A 21260-nucleotide genomic window follows, 5' to 3' on the forward strand; every position below is an offset into this window, starting at 1 on the left:
GAACTCATCGACTCGCCCGCCTTCCAGCGATCCCAGATTTCAGCCCGCTGGGCCGCCGAGTAATAGATCCGCCGCCGCTGCTTCATCGCCCACGCTCCATCTCCGAAGAAAAGTTAGCGTGTTGCGTTCACCGGTTGAGCCCACCGTGGAAAGCAGACCTTGGCCGCCTAGCCGAAGATCATCGCCATAATGCAAGCCAAAAGAAATGAGCATGCAGCGCCTAGTGCGACCAGCAGAGCATGAACTGGGTCCAAGGCTTTAAATAGATGAATCCATGATTGGGGGAGGTTCATCCTAAAACTGAATATTGGGATGCATATGACTGCACAAATAGCGGCCGCCACCATACCAGTAACGGCGAGCTTCCAAATAAAGTAGCCGGTCTGCCCGTCCGCTAGGATACTTACCGTGCTGAGTCCGCCTGATGTTACGGTTGCCAGGATATACAACCATATCCGACCGGATAGCGCCGTCACTGCGGCGACGACGCCCGTGATCGCAGCAGGCACGAGACCCGCCACATAAACGAAGGGGGTCGCACCGAGGAACAAGGCAACCAACGTCCCGGTGGGGCCGAATAACAAGAACAGGCCCGCAATCGGTCCCGCGAGCATGAAAAGCAGAATTGCGGTCACGGATTGCCGAAGGGCAGCAAGCGGGGACTTGGCGGGTCGTCCTGTCGCTAAGGAGTCCATCTCGGGAGAATGCGAGGAAGTTGGATGGTCCGCAATGGGTCGCAAGCGGCCATTGTGGGATGCGCCGGAATGCGCCCTTAAACGGCGATCTTTACTGCATGATTCAATGTGGGTCTAAGGAGGTAGCTGCCTCCAACCACCACGGATTTCTCGGTCAGATTGATCTCAGTAGTTCGGCAGGCGCGACGCGCCGCCGGTGATCTTGCACAGATAGTCGGTCTGCGCCCGGCCGGTGGTGGCGCCCGTGGGGGCCAATATGCCGCCGCGCGCCGAGCAGTCGGCCTCAAGCCTGTCGAGGTCCTGCTGATAGGTGGGGAGAGGCCTGCCCGAGGCGCAGGCGGCGAGGGCGAGGGGGGCGACGAGGGCGGCGAGGACGAGCGCGGTGCGCATGACGGAGTCTCCTTGCGACTGACGGCGTAACGGTCAGGCGTCGGCGGACGTTCCGTCAGTCGCGCCGACGATGCAAGACGCCTTTCAGAACGCCAGCACGCCCAGATGCTCCAGCAGGATCTTGAGGCCCAGCGCGATCAGGGCGATCCCGCCGATCAGTTCGACGATCTTGCCCAGTCGCGTGCCCGCCGCCTTGCCGATCAGCAGGCCGAGGGTGGCCAGGGTGAAGGTGGTCGCGCCGATGCAGGCGGCGATCAGCCAGATGTTTTCGCCCAGCAGCGCCAGGCCGACGCCGACCGCGCCCGCGTCGATCGAGGTGCCGACGGCGGTGGCGACCAGGGCGATCACGCCGCGCGAGACGGCCTTCCTGGTCTCGGCTTCCTCTTCAGCCTCGTCCTCGCGCTTCAGCGCCTCCCAGATCATCTTGCCGCCGACCGCGCCCAGCAGGCCGAAGGCGATCCAGTGGTCGATGGCGGCGACGAAGCTGGCGGCGGCGATGCCCAGGCCGAAGCCGATCAGGGGGGTGATGGCCTCGACCACGCCGAACACCAGGCCCGAGCGCAGGGCCTGGGGCAGGGTGGGGCGGTGCACGGCCCCCCGGCCGATGGCGGCGGCAAAGGCGTCGGCCGACATGCTGAGGGACAGGATGGCGATGGCGACGGGGGTCATGGATCAATACTCAGCCGGGCGCGTGACAGCACGTCCGGGCGCAGGCCGGCTCGGCCCCCGGAACGTGCTGGTCTCGCTAGGCGGATGTGATCCGCTGATCGCGCCATGCCCCGTGCCGGAGCAAGTGTGTTGACGCGATCCCGGCTGAACGACGCCGGAAGCTACTCCCCAACGCGGCCCCTCTAGCGGCTGGGAGCTCGGGGTTCAAGCCCGCGGGGCTGGCCGGGCGCGACAAGGCCCCCCATTTGTGCTAGACGCCGCCGCTTCACCCCCGCCGCAGGATATCCAGCCTTGAGCATCACGCTCGATCTTTCGCGCGCTTCCGCCCCGGTTAAAGCCCCCGTCAACCTCAGCGGTCTGACGCGCGAGGGGCTGCGCAACGCGTTGATCGAAGCGAACATCTGTCCGCCCGAGAAGGCCAAGATGCGCGCCACCCAGGTGTGGCGCTGGATCCACCACTACGGCGTCACCGACTTCGCCCTGATGAGCGACATCGGCAAGGAGACCCGCGCGGCCCTGGCCGAGGCCTTCACCCTGGCCCGCCCCGAGATCGTCGAGCGTCAGGTGTCCAAGGACGGCACCCGCAAATACCTGATCCGCACCGCGCCGGGCATCGAGGTCGAGGCCGTCTATATTCCTGACGTGGGCCGGGCCGGCGCCCTGTGCGTCTCGTCCCAGGTCGGCTGCACCCTGAACTGCACCTTCTGTCACACCGGCACGCAGAAGCTGGTCCGCAACCTGACCACGGCCGAGATCGTGGCCCAGGTGCAGGTGGCCCGCGACGATCTGGACGAATGGCCGTCGCCCAAGGAAGACCGCCGCCTGTCCAACATCGTCTTCATGGGCATGGGCGAGCCGCTCTACAATCTGGAGCACGTCGCCGACGCCATCGACATCATTTCGGACAACGAGGGCATCGCCCTGTCGCGCCGCCGCATCACGGTCTCGACCTCGGGCGTCGTGCCGCAGCTTCAAGCTCTGGGCGACCGCACGGCGGCCATGCTGGCGATCAGCCTGCACGCCACCAACGACGCCCTGCGCGATGTCCTGGTGCCGCTGAACAAGAAGTATCCGCTGGACCAACTGATGGCCGGCATCCGCGCCTATCCGGGCCTGGCCAACGCCCGCCGGGTGACGTTCGAATACGTCATGCTGAAGGGCGTCAACGACAGCCCGGACGAGGCCCGCGCCCTGGTCAAGCTGATCGAGGGCATCCCGTCCAAGGTCAACCTGATCCCGTTCAACCCCTGGCCCGGCACCGACTACGAATGCTCGGACTGGAAGACGATCGAACGCTTCGCCGCCATTCTGAACAAGGCCGGCTACGCCTCGCCTATCCGCACCCCGCGCGGCCGCGACATCCTGGCCGCCTGCGGCCAGCTGAAGTCCGAGAGCGAGAAGCAGAGGGCCAGCGCCCGGATCAAGGCCGAGCGGGCGGAAGCCGGAACGGACGACGCAGCGGCGGCCTGACGTCGCTCGTGGCGGACGAACGCTGTTTTCTCTCGTGAGTGTGGCTGCATTGCTCTAGCGCCGCCGTGCGGGCTTGGGCATGGGTGTTTTGCTTTCGTTCCGTTTTCAGCTGGAGGCTGCGGGCTCGCACATCATGGACTCGTCGTCTCTGCCCAGCGTCCTGTCGAGTCCCGAGGTTCAGGCCTTCGCCACCGGCTTTCCCATCCTGGTGCTGCATCTGCTGGTGACCTTCGGTCTGCTGGCCATGGGGGCGACCGTCTATGCCTTGCTGACGCCGTGGCGCGAGGTCGCCCTGATCCGTCAGGGCAACGCCGCCGCCGCCGTCGCGTTTTCCGGCGTGCTGGTCGGTCTGGCCATTCCGCTGGCGACCTCCCTGTCGGTCTCGACCTCGATCCGCGACATCGCCATCTGGGGCGTGGCGACGGTGGTGCTGCAGCTGCTGGCCTTCCGCGTCGTCGACCTGCTGCTGACCGGTCTGCCGCAACGGATCGAGAAGGGCGAGATCGCCGCCGCCGTGGTGCTGGCGGGCGCCAAACTGGCCACGGCCCTGATCCTCGCCGCCGCCCTGACGGGCTGAGACGGCGCGGCGATGCGCTTTCCCCATCTTCCTGACTGGACCATCTATGCGGCGGTGGTCGGGGCGATTTTGATCGTGTCGCTGGGGCGACGCGAAAAGGCCGACGCCCCTCATGCGCCCGAGGGCGACGAGGCGCACGGCCCTCTGCTGGGACCGGTGACGCCGTTCGATCCTTCGGTCACCGTCATCGCCCCCGACCTTCCCTTCCAGCCCTCGTCCGGCACGGCCTTTTCCATCGCCGGAGAGGGGCGCTGGGTCACGGCCCGGCACGTGGTCGAAGGCTGCCGCCGCCCGGCGCTGGTGATCGGCGGCGGGCGCGCCCTGGCCGCCGACGTGCGCCTGGCCGAGCGCGCCGACGTGGCCGTGCTGCTGACTGAGGGCGGCCCCCCCGCCTTGCCGATCGCGACGCAGACGCCGCTGCGCAAGGGCCAACGCGCCTTCCATCCGGGCTTTCCCCAGGGCGAGCCGGGCGAGGTGGCGTCGCGCCTGCTGGGCCGCGAGACGCTGAAGATACGGGGACGGGGCGAGCGTGACGAGCCGGTGCTGGCCTGGGCCGAGGCCGGGCGCACCAAGGGCCTGAAGGGGACGCTGTCGGGCCTGTCCGGGGCGCCGGTTCTCGACGGCCGCGGCCGGGTGCTGGGCGTGACCATCGCCGAGGCGCCGCGCCGGGGCCTGATCTACACCACGGCGCCCGACACCTTCGCCCCCGCCATCCGGGGCGAGCAGCGCGCCGACGAGAAGGCGCTGGGCGAGGCTGTGACGACCGAGAATTACGGCCAGGTCGCAGATCGTCTGCGGCGCGACCTGCGGGTGGCCCAGGTGGTCTGTCTGACGACCTGACGCTCCGCCGGCCATCCCGGAAGCGGCGCAGCCGCTATCCGGGACCGTTGTCGTAGCGCCCTACTTCAGCGTGGCGCTGTCCAGGTTCAGCGCGGTCAGCGGAACGACCTCGACGTTCGGATATTTCGCCCGCAGGCCGTCGATGAATTTCGACGCATCGCCGACGATGACCAGGCTGGCGCGGTCGGTCGGCAGGTGTCCGGCGAAGGCCGCCTCGACCTGTTGCGGCGTGACCGAACGAACGCGCCCGGCATAGTCGGCCAGATCGCTCATCGGCAGGTCGTAGAGCGCCAGGTTGGCGACCAGACCGCCCAGACCGTCCACCGTCTCCAGCGAGCGGCCGAAGCCGCCGATCAGGGTGGCGCGGCGCGGGGCCAGTTCGGCCTCGGTCGCCTGGGTCGTGCCCAGCTTGCCGACCTCGGCCAGGATCAGGTCGGCCACCTCGGTCGCCGTCTCGTTCTTGGTCTGCGTCGAGGCGGTGAAGACGCCGACGTCCTGCTGGGCGCCGACCGAGGAGCGGGCGCCGTAGCTGAGGCCGCGCTTGATGCGGATCTCCTGGTTCAGCCGCGAGGAGAAGCCGCCGCCCAGCAGGGTGTTGCCCAGGGTCAGGGGGAAGTAGTCGGCGTCGGTGCGCTTGATGCCGCGAATGGCGGCGATGACGGCGGCCTGGCCCGCGCCCGGCTGGTCGATGACGACGACGCGCGTCGGCAGGGTCTGGCCGGCCTTGGCGACCGGAGCCGGCCCGGGCTGGGCCGGATCGCGCCAGTCGCCGAAGGCGGCCTGGGCCAACGCGCGGGCCTCGGCCGGGGTCACGGCGCCCGAGAAGACGATCGTGGCCTGCGACGGGCGATAACGGGCGGCGTGGAAGGCGGCCACGTCCTCGCGCGTGATGGCGGGGACGCTGGTCAGGGTGCCGCCGCCGGGCGCGCCGTACGGGGCGGCGCCGTAGATGACGCGGCCGACCGATTGCGAGGCGATCGAGCCGGGCTGGCTGAGGGCCACGCGCAGGCCGTCCAGGGTCTGCGACTGCTGGCGCTCCAGCTCCTCGGCGGCGAAGGCCGGGTGGCGCACCAGATCGGCCATCAGGGTCAGCGACCGGGCGAAGACGTCCTTGGGCGCATTGGCGTAGACATTGGTGAAGTCCGCGCCCGAGCCCGCGCCGACGTTGGCCCCCAGCTGTTCGATGGCGGTGGCGATCTCGGGGGCGGATTTGGTGGCCGTGCCCTGCGTCAGCAGGGCGGCGGTCATGGCGGCGACGCCGGGCTTGCCGACGGGGTCGTTGGCTGAGCCGGCGTTGAAGTTCAGGCGGGCCGAGACCAGAGGCAGACCGTCCGTCGGGGCGACCAGCACCCGCATCCCGTTGTCGAGACGGAAGTCGGCGACGGCCGGCGTGGCGGGGGCCACCTCGGCGCCGGGCTGGGGCAAGCGGGCGCGCTGGGCTTCCGGCAGCAGGACGGCGACCGGACCGGCGGGGGCCAGTTCGGCCACGGTGACGGGGGCGCCGACGTTCATCTTCTGCACGCTGGCCGGGTGTTCCTCGTCGGCGGGCAGGTAGGTGATGGTGATCTGGCGCTGCGGCGTCAGATAGCGGCGGGCCACCCGTTGCACGTCGGCGGCGGTGACGGCCTGAATCTCGGCGATCTCACGGTCGGCGGCGGTCGCGTCGCCGGTCATGATCAGGGCCATGCCGAGCGTGGTGGCGCGGTCATCCACCGTCTCGCGGCCGCGCAGCGCGTTGGCGACCAGCTCGTTCTTGGCCTCGTTCAGTTCGGCGGCGGTGATCGGTTCGTCGCGCAGGCGGGCGATCTCGGCCTCCAGGGCCTCCTGGCCGGCCTCGGGCGACTGGCCGTCGGCCATGATGGCGTAGGCGGTCAGATTGCCAGCCTGCTGGGCGAAGTCGGGGTTGGAGCCGATCGAGGCGGCGATCTGCTGCTCATAGACCAGCGAGCGGTAAAGGCGGCTGGATTCGCCGGTCGACAGCACCCCGTCCAGCACGGTCAGGGCGGCGCGGTCGGCGTCCTTGTAAGCGATCGTGTTCCAGGCCAGCACCACGGCGGGCAGCGGCACATTGGGCGCGTAGTAGGTCGCGGCGCGCGGGCCGGTCGGCTCCGGCTCCTTGACGTTATTGACCGGCATGGGCGTGGCCGGGCGCTGCAGCGGGGCGAAATACTGATCGACCCAGGCGTCCAACTGAGCCTGATCGAAGTTGCCCGCCACGATCAGCATGGCGTTGTCGGGCCGGTAGTAGGTGGCGTGGAAACGCAGCACGTCGTCCAGGGTCGAGGCGTTTAACTCCTCGATCGAGCCGATGCCCGAGCGGCGATAGGGGTGATCCTGATAGATGGTCTCGGGCGCGAACAGGCCGAACAGGCGGCCGTAGGGGCTGGCCAGAATGCGTTGACGGTATTCCTCCTTCACCACGTCGCGCTCGGAGACGAAGGTCGCCTGATCCACCACCAGCGAGCCCATGCGGTCCGCCTCGGCGAACAGGATGCGCTGCAGGTGGTTGGCGGGCACCACCTCGTAATAGGCCGTCACGTCGTCGGCGGTGAAGGCGTTGTTCATGCCGCCGACGTCCTCGGTCAGACGGTCGAACGTCTCCGACGGCATGTTCTTCGTCGATTTGAACAGCAGGTGTTCGAACAGGTGGGCGAAGCCCGAACGGCCCGCCGGATCGTCCTTGGAACCGACGCGGTACCAGACCTGAACCGTAACGTTCGAGGTCGAGGCGTCGCGGGCGGAATAGACCTCCATGCCGTTGGCCAGAACCCGCTTGTTAAAGCCCAGCGGCGGCACCGCGACGCCGCCCTGCGCGGCGACGGTCACGGTCGCGGGCGGCGCGCCCTCGGCGGAAGCGGCGGCGGGCAGGCCCAGCAGCAGGGCCGAGGCGCAGGCAGTCAGGATCAGGCGGGTCTTCATGGGCGTCAGGTTCCGGTCGCCCTCCAGCCACGCCGGGGGCAGGTTGACCAGACCCTATCAGCGTCAAATCCCGCCGCGCACCTTACGGTGCTGTAATGAAGCGCCCAGCCACAACCCGCTCATCCCCGCGGAGGCGGGGACCCAGTGCTTTGGCTTCAAGTGCAGCGGCCTGATGGGTCGTGGTTTCACCCACGTCCGGCATGTGAGGTTCGGACTGGGTCCCCGCCTCCGCGGGGATGAGCGGCGGAGAATTACTGGTCGAAGACCTGAACCCCGATTTCGCCGTCCGTGGTCAGCCAGGCGCGCTTCATGCCCTGACTGTTGAAGGGGGCGACGATGTTCCCCTCGCGGTCCAGGGCGATCAGGCCGCCGTCGCCGCCCAGGCCGCCGATGCGGTCGATGGTCGCCTGCGACGCCTGGGCCAGGGTCTGACCGGCGGCCACGCCCCAGGCGGTGCGCGCGGCGGCGGCGATGCGGATGAAATACTCGCCCTGACCGGTGCAGGAGACGGCGGCGCAGTCGTCGGCCCAGGTGCCGGCGGCGGGGATGGGGGTGTCGCCGACGCGGCCCGGCATCTTGCCGAACACGCCCGCCGTCGAGGTGGCGGCGGCCAGGCGGCCCTGGCTGTCCAGAACGCAGCAGCCGACGGTGCCGTGGCTGAGGGCCGGCGGATGGTTGTCTTCACCCTGACCGGCGCGGGTGAACCAGACCTCCTCGTCGCCGATCGGCTCCAGCCCCTGATCATGGGCGAACAGGGCGGCGCCTTCGCCAGCCAGCATGACGTGGGGGGTGCGGTCCATCACGGCGCGCGCGGCGACGACCGGGTTGCGGAAGCCCTGCAGGGCGGCGACGGCGCCGGCCTTGCCGCTTGCGCCGTCCATGAGGCTGGCGTCCAGCTCATAGGCCCCGGCCAGGTTGGGCGAGGCGCCGCGTCCGGCGACGTAGAGGCCGGAGTCTTCGAGCATGACCACGGCCTCGACCGCCACGTCCACGGCGGAGGCGCCCGCGTCCAGCCGCGCCTTCATCGCCTCGACGACCCGGCGCATCTGTACGACCTCGGCGTCGTAGTTGCGCTCGCGCCGGGCGCCGGCGCCGCCGTGAAGGATGAGGGCGGGTCGCGCCATGGTCGTCTCCTGAAAGTCCCTTCGGCCTCTTTGCATCGGGCCGCGCGCTGATTAGCCTCTCAAACGCGTCGGCGCCATGGTCGACGGGGGATCATGGAAGAAGCCAGTATGCGCGCAGTCCTCTCCAAGGCCGTCGGCGGCCCGGACAGCCTTGTCGTCGAGGAGGTCATGGACCCCACGCCCAAGCCGGGCGAGGTGGTGATCGAGGTCAAGGCGGTGGGGATCAACTACCCCGACACTCTCATTATCGAAGATAAGTACCAGTTCAGGCCCGAGCGGCCCTTCTCGCCGGGCGGTGAGGTGGCGGGCGTGGTCGACGCCGTGGGCGAGGGCGTCAAGGGCGTGTTCAAGGGCGACCGCGTCATCGCCGTGCCCGGCTGGGGCGGTCTGGTCGAGCGTCTGGCGGTGCCGGCCGCCAGCCTGATCCCCATGCCCGACGGCATGAGTTTCGAGGACGCCGCCACGCTGGTGATGACCTACGGCACCTCCTATTACGCGCTGAAGGATCGGGCCCAGCTGCAGCCTGGCGAGACCCTGCTGGTGCTGGGCGCGGCCGGGGGCGTGGGCGCCGCCGCTGTCGAGCTGGGCAAGGCCATGGGGGCGCGCGTCGTCGCCGCCGCCTCGACCAATGACAAGGTCGAGTTCGCCCTGGAGCTGGGGGCCGACAACGGCCTGATCTATCCGTCGGGACCGATGGACAAGGCGGCGCAGAAGTCGCTGTCGGGAGAGCTGAAGCTGGCCACGGGCCGCGACGGCGCCGACGTGGTGTTCGACGGGGTGGGCGGCGACTACGCCGAGCCGGCCCTGCGCGCCATGGACTGGAACGGCCGCTATCTGGTGGTCGGCTTCCCGGCGGGCATTCCATCCCTGCCGCTGAACCTGACCCTGTTGAAGTCGGTGTCGGTGATCGGGGTCTTCTGGGGCGCGGCGGTGGCGCGCGATCCGGCCGGACACGGCGCCAACATGGCCGAGCTGATGCAGCTGTGGAAGGACGGCAAGATCAAGCCGCGCGTCAGCCGCACCTATCCTCTGGAGGAGGCGCATGAAGCGATCAGGGCCCTGGGCGACCGTCGGGCCATGGGCAAGATCGTCGTGACGACCGACGCATGAGCGCGCCCCTGACTCCCGTGCTGAATTTGGCGGTCGGCGAGACGGATTTCGCCGCCGCTGCCGAACGCTTGGCCCGCACCGGCCGCAGCCGCGTGCCCGGCCTGTTCGGCGCCGGGGCCGAGGCCCTGCACGCCGCTGTGACGGCGCCGGATCAGGCCTGGGTCCGCACCTTCCTCAATCCTCTGGGCGCGGACATTCCCGTGGCGACGCTGGAGGCGTCCTCGCCGGAGGATCAGGCCCATGTGACGCAGCAGGCCTACGCCGGGGCGACCGAGGGCTTGCAGTTCCTGTTCGACCGGCTGCGGCTGGGCCCGGCGCGCGAGGCGGGCATGGCGACGCCGCAGATCCTGTTCGACCTGCTGGACCTGTTTAACACCGAGGCCTTTCTGGACTTCGCCCGCCGCCTGACCGGCGACGACCGCATCGCCTTTTCCGACGGCCAGGTGACCCGCTACCTGCCGGGGCATTTCCTCAACCGGCACAGCGACGCCAATGCGAAGACCGAGCGGCTCTACGCCTATGTGCTGAACCTGTCGCCGGGCTGGCGGGCAGAGTGGGGCGGCCTGCTGCAGTTCCTCGACGAGGGCGGCGAGATCACCGAGACCTTCACGCCCAGCTTCGGCGCCCTGAACGTCTTCACCGTGCCGCAGATGCACGCGGTCTCGACGGTCGCGCCCTTCGCGGGCGGCCCGCGCTATTCGGTCACCGGCTGGTGGCGGGCCAAGCCCTTGAACAGGAGTTAGGCCTCGGCGTCGTCGCGCACCCGTTTCAGCGCCGCCTCGGCCTGTTCGCGGTGCTTGCGCTTCACATGGGCGCCGAGGGTGGCCAGCACGGCGGCGATCACCGCCGCGTCGTCGGTGAAGCCGATCCCGGCGAAGACGTCGGGAATGGCGTCGATGGGCATGACGAAATAGGCCAGCGCCCCCAGCATGATCCCCTTGGCCGCGATCGGCGTCTGGGGGTCTTGCGTCGCGTACCAGGCGGCCAGGGCCTGATCGGCGAAGGGGATGCGGGCGGCGGTGCGCCGGATCTTGGGCCAGAAGCCCTTGCTGACGCGCATTTCATTGACCCTCTGCACCGTGGGGACCAACGCCCTTTCAGGATCGATGGCGTCGGCCATGGATTCGGCAGACGCCGGTTTGGCTTTGGCGGTCATGGCCGCTAAATCCTCGCACAGACACTCGGTTCAAAGAATATAGGGACGATCCTCATGAAACTCGACGGTTCGATTGCGGCGGTGGTGACGGGCGGGGCGTCGGGCCTAGGCGAGGGCACGGCGCGGGCGCTGGCGGCCAAGGGCGTCAAGGTCGCCCTGTTCGACCTGAACGAGGAGCGCGGCGAGGTCATCGCCCAGGAAATCGGCGGCGTCTTCTGCAAGGTCGACGTGACCTCGGACGAGAGCGTCGCCGCCGGCTTCGTCAAGGCCCGCGCCGCCCACGGCCAGGAGCGCCTGACCGTCAACTGCGCCGGCATCGCCACCGGGCAAAAGACCGTCAGCCGCAAGCGCGACACCGGCGAGATCCGCTCGCACGACATGGCGTCCTTCGAGCGTACGGTCACGATCAACCTGTTCGGCACCTTCCGCGTCCTGTCGCAGTCGGCCCTGGGCATGGTCCAGACCGAGCCGATGGCCGACGGGGAGCGCGGCCTGATCGTCAACACCGCCAGCGTCGCGGCCCAGGACGGCCAGATCGGCCAAGCCGCCTATGCGGCGTCCAAGGGCGGCGTCTACGCCATGACCCTGCCGATCGCGCGCGATCTGGCCCAGGACGGGGTTCGCGTGAACACCATCCTGCCCGGCATCATGTGGACGCCGATGATGGCCGGCATGGACCAGAAGGTTCAGGACAGCCTGGCCGCCGCCATTCCCTTCCCCAGCCGCCTGGGCACCCCGGCCGACTATGCGTCTCTGGCGCTGCACCTAGCCGAGAACGTCTACATCAACGGCGAGTGCATCCGTTTGGACGGGGCCATCAGGCTGGCGCCGCGCTGATAGCGCGGCGAAGGGCGCTAACGCTCGCGACGCGGTCGCGCGCGGCTTGAGCGCAACAAGCGCGAAAGATCGGCCCTCGGGGCGCCCTCGGGGTGGCCTGGGGGCCGTTTTCGTTTGAGGTTTCAGGGCTATCGGAAAAAGATCGGGCCGATTGAAAGAAAACGAAAAAGGGGGGTTGCGCGGGCCGAGAAAGGTCCGCTATACGCCCCTCCTCGACGGGGAGCAGCACACCGCTCCCACGGGAATGCGGGCGTAGCTCAGTGGTAGAGCACAACCTTGCCAAGGTTGGGGTCGAGAGTTCGAATCTCTTCGCCCGCTCCAGTCGAGACTGGGAAAACGGGGTCCGGCCGCAAGGTCGGGCCCCGTTTCGCATTTCAGGCCCCGGTCCTGCCCTTCCCTTTGACTTTGATCGGCATGGCCCCCGCCGCCGTCGCGGCCTATATGGACCGTGGCGGTTGACCCCGCCGGGGCCGGCGCTAGTGTCCGCGCCGCTCCCTTCCCAGCGCCTGAACGATCAGAGGACCATATGGCCGACGCCGCTTCCCAGACCTACGACGTGGTGATCATCGGGGGCGGGCCGGGCGGCTATAACGCCGCCATTCGCGCCGGCCAGCTGGGGATGAAGGTCGCCATCGTCGAAATGCGCGCCACTCTCGGCGGCACCTGCCTGAACGTCGGCTGCATGCCGTCCAAGGCCCTGCTGCACGCCTCGGAGCTGTACGAGGCCGCCAACACCGAATTCGCCAGCATCGGCATCGAGGTGAAGCCCAAGCTGAACCTGGGCCAGATGCACAAGGCCAAGGACGACAGCGTCGAAGCCCTGACCAAGGGCATCGAATTCCTGATGAAGAAGAACAAGGTCGTCTGGCTGAAGGGCCGCGGCCGCATCGCCGGGCCGAACAAGGTCGAGGTCGAGGCCGCCGACGGCGCCAAGACGATCTACGACGCCAAGAACATCATCATCGCCACCGGCTCCGAGCCGACCCCGCTGCCGGGCGTCGCCTTCGAGGAGGGCAAGGTCATCGACTCGACCGGCGCCCTCTTCCTGCCCAAGGTTCCGAAACACCTGATCGTCATCGGCGCGGGCGTCATCGGCCTGGAGCTGGGCTCGGTCTGGCGCCGCCTGGGCGCGCAAGTCACCGTGGTCGAGTTCCTCGACAAGGTCGGCGCCGGCATGGACGCCGAGGTCGCCACCGCCTTCCAGCGCGGCCTGACCAAGCAGGGCATGACCTTCCGCATGGGCACCAAGGTGACCGGCGCGGCCTCGACCAAGGACGGCGTCGAGCTGACGCTGGAGCCTTCGGCCGGCGGCGCCGCTGAGACCCTCAAGGGCGACGTGGTTCTGGTGGCCATCGGCCGCCGTCCCTACACCGCCGGCCTGGGCCTGGAGACGGTCGGCGTCGAGACCGACAAGCGCGGCGTCATCCCGAACGACCACTTCAAGACCGCGGCGCCGGGCGTCTGGGTCATCGGCGACGTCACCTATGGCCCGATGCTGGCGCACAAGGCCGAGGAAGACGCCGTGGCGGTCATCGAGACCATCGCGGGCAAGGCCGGTCACGTCGACTACGACCTGGTCCCCAGCGTCATCTATACCGGCCCGGAAGTGGCCTGGGTCGGCAAGAACGAAGAGCAGCTCAAGGCCGCGGGGGTCGCCTTCAAGAAGGGCAAGTTCCCCTTCGCCGCCAACAGCCGCGCCAAGATCAACCACGAGACCGAGGGCTTCGTGAAGGTCCTGGCCGACGCCGCGACCGACAAGGTCCTGGGCGTCCACATCTACGGCCCGCAAGCCGGCGAGCTGATCGGCGAGGCCTGCATGACCATGGCCTTCGGCGGTTCGTCGGAAGACATCGCCCGCACCTGCCACCCCCACCCGACCCGCTCCGAAGCCGTCCGCCAGGCGGCCATGGGCGTCGAAGGCTGGACCATGCAGGCCTAAGGCCAGGCCCTCAGCCCGAACGCATCACGGCGCGCTCCGCAAGGGGCGCGCCGTTTTCGTTGGGTCGTCAGAAACGGTCGCGGTGAAGGTCCGCGCGCGCCGTTCGATCAATTGTCGCAGCCGTAGCGCCCGCAGTAGCGACGCCGCAACTCGTCCAGGGCCGTCTGCTGCTTCGGCGTCGGGTCGGGACATGCGGCCAGAAGCTCCTCTTCGGAAGGCGGCGCCACCTCCTCTCCGGCGAGCAGGCTACGAAGCTCATCTTCGCTGAACAGGCGCGCGAGTTGCGTCATCGCCGCCGAGGTTTCCTGCGCTTCATCATACGGCATCAACTCGTCGAGCCAGGCACGCACCACGTTCCTTCTGTCAGTGTCCAAGCCGTCCAGCATCATTTCGCGATAGGAGGGCAGGTACTTGGTGTTCTTCTTTCCGCTCGCCAGCAGCGCTTTCGCCAGAGCCAACCTCTGGGCGGACGGCTCCGGCCCGGTCCATCCGCCGAAAGTCGGGACTTCGGGGTGGACGAAGCGCACGGTGGTTTGGATGGTCGCCGGGATAATGCCTCCCTTCCGGCGTGCTGCGCGGATTTGGCCGCTGGCGACGACCAAGCGCGCGGCGGCCCCAAAACCCAGGCCGGCGGGCATTTCCTCCATTATTCGACAACGAAATGGAGGGCCATCCTCGGAGACGCGGCACGTCACGGTCGCGTGGCCATCGACGCCGAGAAAGCCTGCAAAGCCGGGGAAGAGGTCGCTCGCTAGGTCTCCATCCGGCGGCGTCGCCCAGGTCGGGGGAATGAAATCCTGCGCCACGGCGCCGTTGGCGGTCAGCACGGCGGCAGCGAACAATATGGAGGTTTTCACCTGGGGCTTCTTTCGAGGAGGCGTGAAGATGGAAGGCGGCGGACGAAGATGAGAACGCTGGCGCATCGCATTTTGCATTCTGCGTGACCATATCCGTAGTCTCACCTTTCAATGATACCGGATCATGCCATGGACCTTCATCTCACCGGCAAGCGCGCCCTGATCTGCGGCGGCTCCAGCGGCCTGGGGCGGGCTGTGGCGAGGGCTCTGGTGGCCGAGGGGGCGCATGTGGCCCTGCTGTCGCGCGATGCGGCCAAGCTGCAGGCCGTGGCCGACGAGTTGAACGCCATGGGGCCGGGCAAGGCGGTGATCGCCCCCGCCGATCTGGCCGATCATGAGGGACTGCTGAAGGCGGTGGACGTCGCCGAGGCGGCCTTGGGCGGGCCGATCGAGATTCTGCTGAACAACACCGGCGGGCCGCCGCCGTCGGGCGTGAACGGGCTGGATCCCTCGGTCTGGCGCGATCATTTCGAGTCCATGGTGCTGTCGGTCTTTCGTCTGACGGACCGGGTGCTGCCGGGGATGCGGGCCATGGGCTGGGGGCGGATTCTGAACGTCGCCTCCGTGACCGTGATCGAGCCGGCGGCCAGCTTGGGCGTGTCCAACACCCTGCGCGCCTCGGTGGCGGCCTGGGCCAAGACCCTGGCGGGCGAGGTCGCGGCCAACGGCGTGACGGTCAACACCCTGCTGCCCGGGCGGATCGACACCCCGCGCATCGAGCGTCTGGACGCCGCCCGCGCCGCCGCCACCGGGGTCGAACCCGCCGAGGCCCGCGCCGAATCGGTCAAGTCCATCCCCGCCGGCCGCATCGGCACGACCGAGGAGTTCGGCGCCGTCGCCGCCTTCCTGGCCAGCCCCCTGGCCGGCTATGTCACCGGCTCGCTGATCCGGGTGGACGGGGGCGCTGTCAGGGCGATCTGACGCCCGGAGGCGTCTGGAGCGGCGGCGGACGTCTGAACAGGCCGCCGAAAGACATGCGCGATTGGCCGTAGTCCAGGGTGATGCGGCTGAACCGGGTCAGGATGTCGGCTCCCAGCAGCAGGGCCGGTCGTTCGATCAGGCCGAGAACCTGAAAGGCGTGCAGGTCGCCGAACAGCAGGGGCGTGGCGCCCAGTTCCCGGCGCGCCACCCGCAGGCTGGAGACGGCGCCGCTGTCGACCATCAGCGACTGTCCGATGACGCCATAGACCCGGATGGACTGGCGCGCGGCGGGGCCGATCCGCGCGTCGATGGCGCGCATCAGGGCGAGGTTGGCGATCGAATACTGGGCGCCGCTGTCGACGAAGGCCATGGCCGGCACGCCCTCGACCTGGACATTGGTCAGGATCAGCTGGCCGAAGCGGCCGCTGCGCGTGTCGGTGATATTGCTGCGCATCCGGCTGGCCACGCCGAAGGCGATGCCGCGCTCGACCACGTCGGGACCTGAGGGCGCCAGCATGACCCGGCGCTGGCGCAGCTCCAGCGTCAGCCGAAAGCGCGACAGGACGTCCAGCCCCAGAAGCCCGTCGGCGCCCAGCACCTCGTAGGGAAAGACCGGCGGCGTCAGATGGGTGAAGCGCCGCCCCGCGAAATCCAGCCGCGGCAGTTCGAGGGTCCGCACCGCCTCCGCCGCCGTGATGCCGTGGACCATTACCGGCGGGCCGGGGCGCAGGTTCAGCTCGTTCGCCAGACGATCCGAAATGGCCGTGCGCTCCGCCCCCGTGTCGATGACGAACAGGGGCTCGCGCAGACTGCCGACGTTCACCTTGACGCCCATCCGCGTCAGCAGGTTTTCGAGCAGACGCGCGGTTTCGTCGGGTTCGGGCGGAGGCGAAGCCGGCGGCGGGGTCTGGGCCGCGCCCTGGCCGGGAAGGGCCAGGGCGACCACGCCGCCCGCTGTCAGAACGAGCGCGGCTCGCCGCGAGGGATGGCTGACGGATTTCGGTTCACGCACCGGCCTGCCTCCACGCCGCGATCCATCCCCGCACGGAGAATAGGCGCCGTTCGAGGCCGCTGACCAGTCAGCCCCGAGGCCGGGTCAGCCCCGAGGATGGGCCTCGGCGTAGGCGGCCAGCAGACGGGCGGCGTCGACCTGGGTGTATTTCTGGGTGGTGGACAGGCTGGCGTGGCCCAGCAGTTCCTGGATGGAGCGCAGGTCCGCCCCAGCGCTCAGAAGGTGGGTGGCGAAGCTGTGGCGCAGGGCGTGGGGCGTGGCCGAGGCGGGCAGGCCGAGGCGACCGCGCAGACGCTGGACCGTGGCCTGGACCTGACGGGGGCTCAAGGGGCCGCCGCGCCTGGCCCGAAACAGGGGCTGGTCCGCCTCCAGGACGAAGGGCTGAAGCGCCAGATAGGCGTCGATGGCCTCGCGCACCTGCGGCAGGACCGGGGCCAGCCGCATCTTGCCGCCCTTGCCGGCGATGCGCAGGGCGTCGGGCAGGGGGGCGTCTGAGCGCTTCAGCGACAGGGCCTCGGAAATGCGCAGGCCGCAGCCGTAGAGCAGGGTCAGGACGGCGCGGTCGCGCGCGGCCTCCCACGGCGCGGCGTCGGGGTCCGACTCGGGTTCATGCAGCAGGCCCATGGCCTGATCTTCGGTGACCGGGCGGGGCAGGGATGGCTTGACGCGCGGGCCGCGCACCAGGGCCAGTTGCGGCGCGGGCGTGCCGCAGCGCCGGTCGAGGAAGACGTGAAAGCCGCGGATCGCCGCCAGGGTCTGGCTGAGCGAGCGGGCGTTCAGGGGGCGGTCGCCCCCATGCTGCCCGCCACTGCGGCGCTCGGCCATATGGGCGCGGACCTCGGCCGCCGTGACGGCGCCCAGATCGGCCAGGGTTTGAGGTTCGCCGCGATGGCGCTCCAGGAAGGCGACATAGTGCCGTCCTATGTGGCCATAGGCCTCCAGCGTGCTTGGCGACAGGCGGCGTTCGTGCGCCAGATGCTCAAGCCAGGCGAGGAGGGCTTCAGGCGCGGTCAGGCCTGCAACGCCCATCGCTCGGCCATGCGTTCGACGACGCGGGTGATGAAGGCCACCAGTTCGCAGCCCATGGCCGGGGTGAAGCCGTCGTCCTCGTGCGAGCCGAAGGCGCACAGGGCCGGGCGGGCGCCGTCCGACCCGGGCAGGTGCAGGCTCATCCGCACCAGGGCGACGGATTTCACCGCGCCCTCGGCGGGGCCGAACAGGTCCAGACCGGTGAAGTTGGGGCCGAGCCAGTCCAGACCGTCGTCGCCCAGAAGCGCATCAACGCGGCCCGGCTCCAGCGATTTCCAGCCGAAGGGAACGCCGCCGGGCTTCTCGATGGCGATGGCGCCCCCGGCCAGACCGAAGCGACCTTGCGAGGTGGCGTCCAACTGACGCGACAGCTCGGCGTGGCTGGTCGCCTCCATCAGGTCCAGAGCCGAGACGTGGGTCTGGGTCTGGGCGGCGAAGTTGGCGCGGGCGATCTCTTCGATCTGTTTCCGCGCGCCAGCCTCGCGCTGGACCACGGCTTCGAGCCGGGTCAGGGCCGCGCGGCCGAAATCGACCACGTTGCGGCCGGTGGCGCGCAGGCCCAGTTCTTCCAGAAGAGTGCGGTCGTCCAGCAGCCGGTCGGGGTGGGCGTTCAGCCAGGCCCGCACCTCGGGCCAGTGAAGGCCTTCGGCGTGATCAGAAGAGAGGTCCAGGGAAGTGCTCAAGCAGGACCTCTTTCCGGGGTCGAAGTTACAGGATCGACTGACCAGTCTTGCCCCAGTCGGCCAAAAACGCATCAAGACCCTTGTCGGTTAACGGGTGCTTGACCAAGGCCTTGAAAACGTCCGTCGGCAGGGTGGCGGCGTCGGCGCCGGCGATGGCGGCAGCGGTGACGTGATCGGGATTGCGCAGCGAGGCGGCCAGGATTTCGGTGTCAAAATCGTGGATGTCGTAGAGGGCGCGGATTTCCTCCAGCAGGCCCACGCCGTCGGCGCCGACGTCTTCCAGACGACCGACGAAGGGCGAGATGAAGGTGGCGCCCGCCTTGGCGGCCAGCATGGCCTGGGCGGCCGAGAAGCACAGGGTGACGTTGGTCTTGATCCCCTTGTCGGCGAAGGCCCGCGTGGCGCGCAGACCGTCCCAGGTCAGGGGCAGCTTGACGACCACGTTGGGGGCGATGGCGGCCAGCTTGTCGCCCTCCTTCACCATGGTCTCGAAATCGGTCGCCACGGCCTCGGCGGAAATCGGCCCCTCGACGAGGGCGCAAATCTCAGCGATGACCTCGGCGATGTTCCGACCCGACTTGGCGATCAGCGACGGATTGGTGGTGACGCCGTCCACCATCCCGGTGGGCAGCATGTCCTTGATGACGGCGACGTCAGCGGTGTCGAGAAAGAGTTTCATGGGACGAGGTTTTAGCGCCGACGAAGGCGAAGGGCGAGCTTCCTTTTTCCTCCCCACTGTGTGGGGAGGGGGACCCCGAAGGGGTGGAGGGGCTGTTGCGGCGAAATCAAGCGGCCCCTCCGTCTCGTCAGCTGCGCCGCCGATCCGCCTCCCCATTTCATGGGGAGGAGAAGCGCGGTGAAAGTCGCCTCCGTCCTCATCCCCCTGCCGGTGCCCGAGGCCTTCGATTACGAGGTTCCGGACGGGCTGACGGCTGTGCGCGGCGATCAGGTGACCGTGCCGCTGGGGCCGCGCCTGATCCGGGGCGTGGTGGCTGAAGTGTTCGAGACCACGGGCTCGAACCGGCGGCTGAAGGCGATCGATCAGGTGCTGAGCGAGCATCGCCTGCCGGATCGGACCCTGACCTTTGTCGAATGGGCCGCGCGCTGGACCCTGAGCCCCCCCGGCGAGATGGCGGCCACCGCCTTGAAAGGCCTGCGCGCGCCCCGGCCCCGGCCCGAGCGACGGGTCAAACGGGTCGAGGGCCGCAGCCCCGCCCGCCCCACGGCGACGCGGACGGCGGTGCTGGAGGCCCTGGGCCAGCGGTCGATGACCGGCGCTGACTTGGCCCGCGCGGCGGGCGTGTCGTCGGGCGTGGTCAAGGGGCTGGTCGACGAGGGCGTGCTGATGGTCGTCGAGACCCCGGCGGTCGCCGTCTTCGACGCCCCCGATCCCGACCATGCCCCCGCCACCCTGAACCCGGATCAGGCGGCTTCGGCGGCCGTGATCGCCGAAGCCGTGGCCAAGGGCGGCTTCGCCCCCTTCCTGCTGGACGGGGTGACGGGCTCGGGCAAGACCGAGGCCTATCTGGAGGCGGCGGCGCGAGCGTTGCGCGCGGACCCCGCGGCGCAGGTGCTGATCCTGCTGCCCGAAATCGCCCTGACCCAGGCCCTGATCGAACGCATCACCGCCCGTTTCGGCGCGGCCCCGGCGGAATGGCATTCGGGCGTCGCCGCGCCGCGTCGGCGCCAGGTGTGGGAGGCGGTGGTCGCCGGGCGCTGCAACATCGTGGTCGGGGCGCGTTCGGCCCTGTTCCTGCCCTACGCCAACCTGCGGCTGGTGGTGGTGGACGAGGAGCACGACGGCTCGTTCAAGCAGGAAGAGGGTCTGGTTTATCACGGCCGCGACCTAGCCGTGGCGCGCAGCCGGATCGAGGGCGCGACCGTGGTTCTGGCCTCGGCCACCCCGTCGCTGGAGACCCTGTGGAACGCCCGCCAAGGCCGCTACGGCTGGCTGAAGCTGGCGGCGCGGCACGGGGCGGCGGTCCTGCCCGACATCGACCTGATCGACCTGCGCACCTGTCCGCCGGACCCGCAGACCTGGCTGTCAGCGCCGCTGCGCGAGGCCATAGGCGAGACTTTTGCGCGTGGCGAACAGACCCTGCTCTTCCTCAACCGGCGCGGTTATGCCCCGGTGGTGCTGTGCCGCGCCTGCGGCCACCGGCTGACGGCGCCCGACACCGATAGCTGGCTGGTCGAGCATCGCTACACCGGGCGGCTGGTCTGCCACCTGACCGGCTTTTCTATGATGAAGCCCAAGCTCTGTCCGTCGTGCGGAGCCGAGGACTCGCTGGTCCCGGTCGGCCCGGGCGTCGAGCGGGTCGAGGAGGAGGTGCGCCAGCTCTTCCCCGAGGCGCGCACCGCCATCTTCAGCTCCGACACTGTGCCGGACGGGGCATCGGCGCGCGCCCTGATCCAGTCGATGGCCGAGGGCGAGATCGACATTCTGGTCGCCACGCAAGCCGCCGCCAAGGGCCACAACTTCCCGCGCCTGACCCTGGTCGGGGTGGTTGACGCCGATCTGGGCCTGCGCGGCGGCGACCTGCGCGCCGCCGAGCGGACCTATCAACTGCTGGCCCAGGCCACGGGCCGGGCCGGGCGGGCCGACAAGCCGGGCCGCGCCCTGTTGCAGACCTGGACGCCGGAACATCCGGTGCTGATGGCCCTGGCGGCGGGCGACCGCGACGCCTTCGTCGAGGCCGAGATGGGCGAGCGCGAGGCCGCCTCCCTGCCGCCGCATGGCCGTCTGGCCGCGATCATCCTGTCCAGCGAGAACGCCATGGCGGTCGAGAAGGTCGCCCGCGATCTGGCCGAGGCCATTCCCAACGCCGAGCGGCTGGAGGTCTATGGCCCCGCCGATGCGCCGTTGGCTTTGGTGCGGGGGCGGCGGCGGAAACGGCTGCTGGTCCGGGCGGACCGCGACGTCAACCTGCAGGCCTTCCTGCGCGCCTGGCTGGCGCGGGTGAAGGTGCCGGCCTCGGTGCGGCTGACGGTGGACGTGGATCCTTATAGTTTCCTGTAGGGGGCGCTACCGC

The 21260-nt window shown here is 69.3% G+C and carries 20 protein-coding genes, 1 tRNA gene and 1 riboswitch; of the genes, 10 read left to right on the top strand and 11 right to left on the bottom strand.

Annotated features, from left to right (window positions below; translation table 11 throughout):
• Positions 1 to 167: 167 nt before the first annotated feature.
• The 3 genes from AC1DJ5_RS07480 to AC1DJ5_RS07490 form a co-directional block, all read right to left on the bottom strand.
• Positions 168 to 635, bottom strand: a complete 468-nt coding sequence (locus AC1DJ5_RS07480; protein WP_477020176.1) for a hypothetical protein — start codon at positions 633 to 635, stop codon at positions 168 to 170.
• Positions 636 to 860: 225 nt separating this feature from the next.
• Positions 861 to 1085, bottom strand: coding sequence for a hypothetical protein (locus AC1DJ5_RS07485; RefSeq protein ID WP_477020177.1), 225 nt, complete (start codon positions 1083 to 1085; stop codon positions 861 to 863).
• An 84-nt stretch (positions 1086 to 1169) separates the two neighbouring features.
• The gene (locus tag AC1DJ5_RS07490) at positions 1170 to 1754 is read right to left on the bottom strand and encodes a manganese efflux pump MntP (RefSeq protein WP_477020178.1); all 585 of its coding nucleotides are present in this window, start codon (positions 1752 to 1754) and stop codon (positions 1170 to 1172) included.
• Positions 1755 to 1832: 78 nt separating this feature from the next.
• Positions 1833 to 1931, bottom strand: a riboswitch (yybP-ykoY riboswitch).
• Between the two features lie 114 nt (positions 1932 to 2045).
• Between AC1DJ5_RS07490 and rlmN the strand changes: the two genes are divergently transcribed.
• From rlmN to AC1DJ5_RS07505, 3 genes are all read left to right on the top strand, one after another.
• Positions 2046 to 3224, top strand: coding sequence for a dual-specificity RNA methyltransferase RlmN (gene rlmN / locus AC1DJ5_RS07495; RefSeq protein WP_477020179.1), 1179 nt, complete (start codon positions 2046 to 2048; stop codon positions 3222 to 3224).
• A 133-nt stretch (positions 3225 to 3357) separates the two neighbouring features.
• Positions 3358 to 3801 (top strand): DUF350 domain-containing protein, encoded by a 444-nt coding sequence (locus AC1DJ5_RS07500; protein ID WP_441454757.1) that lies wholly within the window; start codon positions 3358 to 3360, stop codon positions 3799 to 3801.
• Between the two features lie 12 nt (positions 3802 to 3813).
• Positions 3814 to 4641 (top strand): S1 family peptidase, encoded by an 828-nt coding sequence (locus AC1DJ5_RS07505; protein WP_477020180.1) that lies wholly within the window; start codon positions 3814 to 3816, stop codon positions 4639 to 4641.
• Positions 4642 to 4701: 60 nt separating this feature from the next.
• Here AC1DJ5_RS07505 and AC1DJ5_RS07510 read toward each other — a convergent pair whose 3' ends face one another.
• Both AC1DJ5_RS07510 and AC1DJ5_RS07515 read right to left on the bottom strand, forming a co-directional pair.
• Positions 4702 to 7560 (bottom strand): M16 family metallopeptidase, encoded by a 2859-nt coding sequence (locus AC1DJ5_RS07510; RefSeq protein WP_477020181.1) that lies wholly within the window; start codon positions 7558 to 7560, stop codon positions 4702 to 4704.
• A 251-nt stretch (positions 7561 to 7811) separates the two neighbouring features.
• Positions 7812 to 8684 carry an isoaspartyl peptidase/L-asparaginase family protein gene (locus AC1DJ5_RS07515; protein ID WP_477020182.1) on the bottom strand — a complete coding sequence of 291 codons (873 nt, stop codon included), beginning with the start codon at positions 8682 to 8684 and terminating at the stop codon, positions 7812 to 7814.
• A gap of 108 nt (positions 8685 to 8792) precedes the next feature.
• Here AC1DJ5_RS07515 and AC1DJ5_RS07520 point away from each other — a divergent pair, with 108 nt between their 5' ends.
• Both AC1DJ5_RS07520 and AC1DJ5_RS07525 read left to right on the top strand, forming a co-directional pair.
• The gene (locus tag AC1DJ5_RS07520) at positions 8793 to 9794 is read left to right on the top strand and encodes an NADPH:quinone oxidoreductase family protein (RefSeq protein ID WP_477020183.1); all 1002 of its coding nucleotides are present in this window, start codon (positions 8793 to 8795) and stop codon (positions 9792 to 9794) included.
• The gene (locus AC1DJ5_RS07525; protein ID WP_441454639.1) at positions 9791 to 10537 is read left to right on the top strand and encodes a 2OG-Fe(II) oxygenase; all 747 of its coding nucleotides are present in this window, start codon (positions 9791 to 9793) and stop codon (positions 10535 to 10537) included. The genes AC1DJ5_RS07520 and AC1DJ5_RS07525 overlap by 4 nt, the downstream gene beginning before the upstream one ends.
• Here the strand turns inward: AC1DJ5_RS07525 and AC1DJ5_RS07530 are convergent.
• A complete protein-coding gene (locus AC1DJ5_RS07530) occupies positions 10534 to 10950 on the bottom strand; it encodes a YkvA family protein (protein ID WP_441454638.1) in 417 nt (138 codons plus the stop codon). The two genes, AC1DJ5_RS07525 and AC1DJ5_RS07530, sit on opposite strands and share 4 nt — an antisense overlap.
• Before the next feature lie 54 nt (positions 10951 to 11004).
• Between AC1DJ5_RS07530 and AC1DJ5_RS07535 the strand changes: the two genes are divergently transcribed.
• The 3 genes from AC1DJ5_RS07535 (at position 11005) to lpdA (ending at position 13726) form a co-directional block, all read left to right on the top strand.
• Complete coding sequence (locus tag AC1DJ5_RS07535; RefSeq protein ID WP_441454637.1) at positions 11005 to 11787, top strand: SDR family oxidoreductase; 783 nt, start codon at positions 11005 to 11007, stop codon at positions 11785 to 11787.
• A 246-nt stretch (positions 11788 to 12033) separates the two neighbouring features.
• A tRNA-Gly gene (locus AC1DJ5_RS07540) sits at positions 12034 to 12108 on the top strand.
• A 205-nt stretch (positions 12109 to 12313) separates the two neighbouring features.
• Complete coding sequence (gene lpdA, locus AC1DJ5_RS07545) at positions 12314 to 13726, top strand: dihydrolipoyl dehydrogenase (protein WP_477020184.1); 1413 nt, start codon at positions 12314 to 12316, stop codon at positions 13724 to 13726.
• Positions 13727 to 13833: 107 nt separating this feature from the next.
• On the opposite strand, the gene AC1DJ5_RS07550 is transcribed toward lpdA, so the two are convergent.
• On the bottom strand, positions 13834 to 14583 hold the full coding sequence (locus AC1DJ5_RS07550; RefSeq protein WP_441454635.1) for an energy transducer TonB family protein: 750 nt from the start codon (positions 14581 to 14583) through the stop codon (positions 13834 to 13836).
• A gap of 129 nt (positions 14584 to 14712) precedes the next feature.
• On the opposite strand from AC1DJ5_RS07550, the gene AC1DJ5_RS07555 reads away from it, so the two are divergent.
• Positions 14713 to 15504 carry an SDR family oxidoreductase gene (locus tag AC1DJ5_RS07555; protein WP_477020185.1) on the top strand — a complete coding sequence of 264 codons (792 nt, stop codon included), beginning with the start codon at positions 14713 to 14715 and terminating at the stop codon, positions 15502 to 15504.
• Here AC1DJ5_RS07555 and AC1DJ5_RS07560 read toward each other — a convergent pair.
• From AC1DJ5_RS07560 to fsa, 4 genes are all read right to left on the bottom strand, one after another.
• Complete coding sequence (locus tag AC1DJ5_RS07560; RefSeq protein WP_477020186.1) at positions 15491 to 16516, bottom strand: retroviral-like aspartic protease family protein; 1026 nt, start codon at positions 16514 to 16516, stop codon at positions 15491 to 15493. The genes AC1DJ5_RS07555 and AC1DJ5_RS07560 overlap by 14 nt on opposite strands.
• A gap of 84 nt (positions 16517 to 16600) precedes the next feature.
• Complete coding sequence (locus AC1DJ5_RS07565; RefSeq protein ID WP_477020187.1) at positions 16601 to 17545, bottom strand: tyrosine recombinase XerC; 945 nt, start codon at positions 17543 to 17545, stop codon at positions 16601 to 16603.
• On the bottom strand, positions 17527 to 18228 hold the full coding sequence (locus AC1DJ5_RS07570; RefSeq protein ID WP_441454631.1) for a DUF484 family protein: 702 nt from the start codon (positions 18226 to 18228) through the stop codon (positions 17527 to 17529). Before AC1DJ5_RS07570 ends, AC1DJ5_RS07565 begins: the two co-directional genes overlap by 19 nt.
• Positions 18229 to 18253: 25 nt before the next feature.
• Complete coding sequence (gene fsa, locus AC1DJ5_RS07575; protein WP_477020188.1) at positions 18254 to 18907, bottom strand: fructose-6-phosphate aldolase; 654 nt, start codon at positions 18905 to 18907, stop codon at positions 18254 to 18256.
• Between the two features lie 159 nt (positions 18908 to 19066).
• Between fsa and AC1DJ5_RS07580 the strand changes: the two genes are divergently transcribed.
• A complete protein-coding gene (locus tag AC1DJ5_RS07580) occupies positions 19067 to 21247 on the top strand; it encodes a primosomal protein N' (RefSeq protein ID WP_477020189.1) in 2181 nt (726 codons plus the stop codon).
• Positions 21248 to 21260: the final 13 nt, after the last annotated feature.

This window comes from Brevundimonas sp. 01N35, from assembly GCF_056399785.1.